The sequence below is a fragment of the Buttiauxella gaviniae ATCC 51604 genome (genome assembly GCF_001654835.1).
In the GTDB taxonomy this organism is placed as follows: domain Bacteria; phylum Pseudomonadota; class Gammaproteobacteria; order Enterobacterales; family Enterobacteriaceae; genus Buttiauxella; species Buttiauxella gaviniae.
Map to the genome: position 1 here is coordinate 1 of NZ_LXEP01000079.1, position 1,300 is coordinate 1,300.

At 51.2% G+C, this 1,300-nt stretch carries 1 protein-coding gene; it reads left to right on the top strand.

Annotation, left to right across the window (positions count from 1 at the left end; genetic code table 11):
- Positions 1-1,300 (top strand): ABC transporter transmembrane domain-containing protein (locus M977_RS23735; protein ID WP_245163549.1); only part of this gene is annotated, 1,300 nt, incomplete at both ends.

Below are 1,300 nucleotides of genomic sequence, written 5' to 3' on the forward strand. Positions count from 1 at the left end.
AGGCGATATTACTGGCCGCACAATCTTTAGGTTTAAAAACAAAGGTGGTTCAGCCCGATATTCGCCGAATGGATAAAGCGTCATTGCCCGCAGTGGCACAGCATCAGGATGGCCGTTTTTTTATTGTCGCAAAATACGACCCGGGGAATAATCACGAAGGTGATCCTAAGCCACGCATGCTTATTCAGCATGAAAATTCCCCCCCTGAATTTATTGACATGGCGGATCTGCTCACGCAATGGACCGGGGAAATGATTTATTTCGCCAGCAAAGCCAATTTCAGTGGCGCACTGGCAAAATTCGACTTTACCTGGTTTATTCCTGCCTTAATTAAATATCGCCGTATCTTTGGTGAAGTGCTGCTGATATCGCTGGTACTTCAGCTCATTGGTCTGGTCACCCCCCTCTTCTTCCAGGTGGTCATGGACAAGGTGCTGGTTAACCATGCCATGAAAACCCTGCACGTGGTGGCCGTGGGGCTGATTGCCGCGAACATTTTTGAAGTCATCCTCACCGCTATTCGCTCCTGGGTCTTTGCACACACCAGCAGCAAGCTCGATGTGGAGCTGGGTGCCCGGCTGTTTCGCCATATGCTCAATCTGCCCATTGCCTATTTCCAGAGCCGCCGGGTGGGGGACTCCGTCGCACGTGTCCGTGAGCTGGAGAATATCCGTTCCTTTCTGACCGGTAACGCCATTACGGTTCTGCTGGATGTGGTATTTTCGTTCATCTTCCTGGCGGTGATGTTCAGCTACAGCGTGACCCTCACACTGATTGTTATCGCCTCTATTCCGTTATATGTCTTTTTATCCGTGGTCTTTACACCGGCTCTGCGCCGTCGTCTCGATGAGAAATTCAATAAATCAGCCGAAAACCAGTCCTTTCTGGTGGAGACCATCAGCAATATTGATACCGTCAAAGCCATGGCTGTTGAACCCCGCTGGATCCACAAATGGGATGCGCAGTTAGCCGGATACGTCAGCGCCGGGTTATCCGTGACCAATATTTCGACGATTGCCAATGCCGGTATCACGCTCATCAGCAAACTGGTGACAGCGCTGATCATGTGGTTTGGTGCAAGCCTGGTGATTGATAACCAGCTAACCGTCGGGGCATTAGTGGCCTTCAATATGCTGTCGGGGCAGGTCTCTCAGCCTATTTTACGTCTGGCACAGCTATGGAACGATTTCCAGCAGGTGGGCATTTCGATGAGCCGTCTTGGCGATATTCTCAATGCCCACCCTGAAGTCGCTGACCAGAAGTCCCGCCTGCCGAGATTATCGGGTGCGATTGAATTCGA